The 3407-nt window shown below is 54.4% G+C and carries 3 protein-coding genes and 1 pseudogene; all 4 read left to right on the plus strand.

Annotated elements, in window-relative coordinates:
- Positions 1-330, plus strand: a pseudogene (locus J7396_RS21005) (hypothetical protein); the annotation flags it as partial.
- Positions 331-460: 130 nt separating this feature from the next.
- Positions 461-877: a hypothetical protein gene (locus J7396_RS21010; RefSeq protein WP_108702759.1), complete on the plus strand. Its 417-nt coding sequence runs from the start codon at positions 461-463 to the stop codon at positions 875-877.
- A gap of 3 nt (positions 878-880) precedes the next feature.
- Entirely contained in the window at positions 881-2068 is a 1188-nt protein-coding gene (locus J7396_RS21015) for an XVIPCD domain-containing protein (protein WP_008576638.1), read from the plus strand.
- A gap of 156 nt (positions 2069-2224) precedes the next feature.
- Positions 2225-2617, plus strand: a complete 393-nt coding sequence (locus J7396_RS21020; protein ID WP_244669790.1) for a hypothetical protein — start codon at positions 2225-2227, stop codon at positions 2615-2617.
- Positions 2618-3407: the final 790 nt, after the last annotated feature.

Below are 3407 nucleotides of genomic sequence, written 5' to 3' on the forward strand. Positions count from 1 at the left end.
ATTGAATTGCGGGGAGTCGACATGCAGATCATGCTGGATCACGCTCGCTACAGCCATACACGCCGTGCGGGCCGCATTGCGCTATTGGCCGGAAGCATCGACAAGCTAGGCCTTCTGCCGGTTGCGGCGTCGCTCTTCCTGGTTCTGCGCGCTGGTGGCAATCCTCTAGCGATGTCTCCATTAACAGCAATAGTGGGGATTTTCCTGCTGTTCTTCTGGATGATCTGCTGGGTTGCCACGTCGGCCAGGGGTAAACTGCAGACCTATGAATACTTGCTCGACATGGCGCTAAAGGGCAAAGAGAAAGGCGCAGCAGCAGCTGACGCATAAGATTGGGGCCAGGCTAGGTCAGGTCAGCCCGCCACTGTAACTTCATAGCTCCGCTATCTCTTGGGGCGCATACTTGCAACCGAACTACGCATGGATGACCATCTGTGTGATTGCGTTGGAGCTGTCAGTCATGCAAACGAATCCTCACGCCAACCTTAGCTCTTTAGCATTGCTAGCAGCTGCTAGTCTCTTCTTCATATCAGGGTGCTCTGCCATGCAGCAAGACTCACGGCCCGGTTTTAATACTCAGCAGTCTGCCGCGAAAGCAAGGCAGCAGCTTCAAGCCGCCAACCCGGTAGGCTCGCCCATTATGGCCGCGCAGAAAAACCTTGAGGATCTAGGATTTCACTGCCAAGCGTTGAGCTCTCCTGGCGCAGGTTACAAAGCGTCAATAATGTGCACGCTTTCCCCTGCCGTGAAAGAGGCGCAGCCATCGGTGACAGCGCCAGCTGTGCCGGTTACCTGGATGGTGGGCTTTCATTCTGCTGACGGGATCTACTTGAGCAAACTGGTAGTGAATCGAGCACCGCAAGATATTGAGGAATAAGTCATGGATGAGCAGAGGAAGGCGACAATTTTGGTGGGGGCAAGCGAGGTTGCTGGTGACCGCCGCCATCTTTACCTGCTCTTTCAGAAATCGGATGGCAGCCAGACCGTAGTACGTGGAGGACCCGACACTAGAGCCGAGGGAAATGACTTGGCGAACTTTGCCGAGAGCACAGTTCTTGGCTCGGAGAAATTTGGGCACATTCGAGTTGAAACAGCCCCTTACATTGCCCCTTATGAAATTGGGTACCGGCTCAAACAAGACGGCAACTACGAGCCAGTGCCTTTGAACCAGTTGGATCCCTCCGAGCCGGCTCTTGCGAGGGATGCCAAGGGCAACATCGTGAAAGCGACAGTCACCGCACCAGACTGGCCCGCACCGGGCGAACGCCACGAGCGCATCGTTGCCTGGAGCGGTTCTGACCAGGAATTATCCACAAAACTTGAGTCTGCCCTGAAGGCTGGGGATCAGATCAATCACGCACAACTGGAATATTCCCCGCTGCACAACAACAGCAACGGCGTTGTCAGCAACTTGCTGAAAGCCAGCGGCGTTCAACCTGTTCTGCCGAAGAACGCACAAGGTGAGACAGTCAACGCCCCGGATTTTGGGGAAGACCTTTATCAAGACGTCGGCGCGGCATCGGTACGCAGCGGATACAGGTTTGACGGCAAGCAGTGGTTCGATGCGGACGATCGTAGAATCGCGCCTCCTACGAGTGGGCAGCCATTGATACCACAGGATCCGGCCGCGCCGTCGCGTGGATCATCCGATGGTTTCAAGCTCAGCGCGCAGGCTCCATCGCCTAGCGATCCCATGTTTGCTCAAATCCAGGATGGCGTACATCGGATCGATCATTCGCTGAATCGTGCTCCCGATGCGGCAAGTGACCGTATGACCTGGAGCCTGTATGCCCTTGCCAAAGAGCAGGGACTGGAACGTGTAGACAGCGTAGTGCTTGGCCAAGCAGGCACCCGGGCAGCCGCCGGCGAGTACGTTTTCCTGGTCCAGGGAGATCCTTCCACCTCCGTGTACCACCGTGAGCAAATGCGCACGGCAGATGCGGTGGAGAGTTCGGTTGAGCAAAGCCAAGCGCGCGTGCAGTCTGCCGAACAGACACGTGCACTCGCGATGAGTGCTGAAATTCAGGAACAGAGTCAAAAGCAAGATGCACCAAGGTTGCAAGTCTGATTGACCTGGGTCATAGCAGCCTTTCGACCAGCCAAGCAGAGACAACACGTAAGTATTGAAACACTTTGCAAGTAGCTCGCTTCCGGCGTTTGAGGTTAGCTTTGGCTTACCGAGATGGCAGGTGCTAACGTTTCTAGACGGATCCCAGACCTTGGCATGAACTTAGATATGAAAATTAGGCTCATTTTTGGGACAGCATTACTTTCGCTATCAATCTCGACTGCTTCTGCAGAAGTAAGTCTGCGATCTGATTATAGGAAGAGTGATGTGCAGCCGGTCAAAGTTGCAAAGGTGGGATCCAACTCGCTCCAAATCACCTATCGCATGCCGGCGGAAAGCCAATTTTATTCTCCCGGCGTTGATTTTTTAATTGACCGCGGCGTCTTGCGCATTGCCATCCGCAGATGTGGCATTAGTGCTAGGTGCGATGCGATGGCGAAAGCTGTCATACCACCAGCTGAGCTTTGGATGCCGAAAGTCACCGTGCCCTATGCGGGCGAAGAGGTATTGGTGGTTTACGTGGATACAGAAGAAAAATTTGCACCTTAGTTTTAAGTCTGTTCTAGCGGGTCAGGTCAACCTGACCGCGTTAGTCTTAGCAATAAAATTCGTGACTGCAATATTCAGTCGGTCATGCAGCTACCTATCTCACTATTCACTCAAGCTGCCAGCGTTTTTTTCTGCACGGCCCAATGGGAGCGTTCACTCCATGGAAATCCTCTACTCGGGTACGGACAAGATACTCTGCGACTCGCTAACTTTGATGCTCACTGAATCTCGAATCGATCACGAGACTAGCAAGCGCTTGTACAGAGTGCAGATAAATGACGCCGATGAAGTGCATCAGGTTTTAGTTCATTGCAATGATTGGGACAGTGCAGCCCGACAGCTCGACATGCTTACCAGGAGGACGCAACACAACGAGGCACCCGCGTCAGTGAGTCCTGGATCGCGTCGCCAGTACGCTGCAGTGCTCATGATTGCTCTTGGAATCTCTGCCGGCCTTGCCGCTACAAAGCTACTACATAGCGCCCCCAACCCTTGCCTATTCTTACCTCAGCCCCATGCTCCCACCCGATAGACGACTGGTAGGTATGTCGTCGACGCCGGCAACGCAGCGATCAAGGTATCGGGCGCTAACGGGGTCAGGTTCACTTCCTACGCAAATTTCAGGCTACAGCCTCAACTTTCGACAGGGCTTCCTCGCTATCAGCACCAATGCCTGGCTGCGAGTCTTGTGCCATGGCCAGACTTCCACGCATCGACCTTCCCGGCATCCCGCAGCACATCGTGCAGCGCGGAAACAACCGCTTGCCGTGCTTTCTGGATGATGGCGATC

This window comes from Xanthomonas sp. A1809 (assembly GCF_017746015.1).
Taxonomy (GTDB): domain Bacteria; phylum Pseudomonadota; class Gammaproteobacteria; order Xanthomonadales; family Xanthomonadaceae; genus Xanthomonas; species Xanthomonas euvesicatoria.